This is a genomic window from Photobacterium sp. R1 (assembly GCF_054600795.1).
The window spans coordinates 1-375 of the sequence record NZ_BAAHZP010000194.1; the positions used below are offsets into that span (position 1 = coordinate 1).

General features: G+C 52.0%; 1 pseudogene. It reads left to right on the forward strand.

What is annotated here, in order from left to right:
* Positions 1 to 355 (forward strand): annotated as a pseudogene (locus tag ACYP03_RS24635) (arginyltransferase); the annotation flags it as partial.
* Positions 356 to 375 lie beyond the last annotated feature (20 nt).

The window sequence follows — 375 nt, forward strand, 5'->3', positions numbered from 1 at the left end:
CCGGGAAAGACACGCGCACGGGGCCATGTACCCGGCCAGCAGAAAGCAGTTTTTTGAGTTTTGCCAGGCAAACTGGGTAGAAACCCGTTTTTTGCACCTCTATCAGGATGAACAATTGCTGGCCGTCGCCGTCACCGATTTTTTTGACCAGGCACTGAGCGCTGTCTATACCTTCTTCGAGCCGAACTACCCGTTATCGCTCGGAACCCTGTGCGTGCTCACGCAAATCCAGTACTGCCGGGATACCAGGCGCCGCTGGCTCTACCCTGGTTACCAGATTGATGACTGTCCTGCGATGAACTATAAAACCCGCTTCAAGCCTTACCAACAGCTGATTCAGGGCAAATGGCAATAAGATTATTATTTATTCCCCCT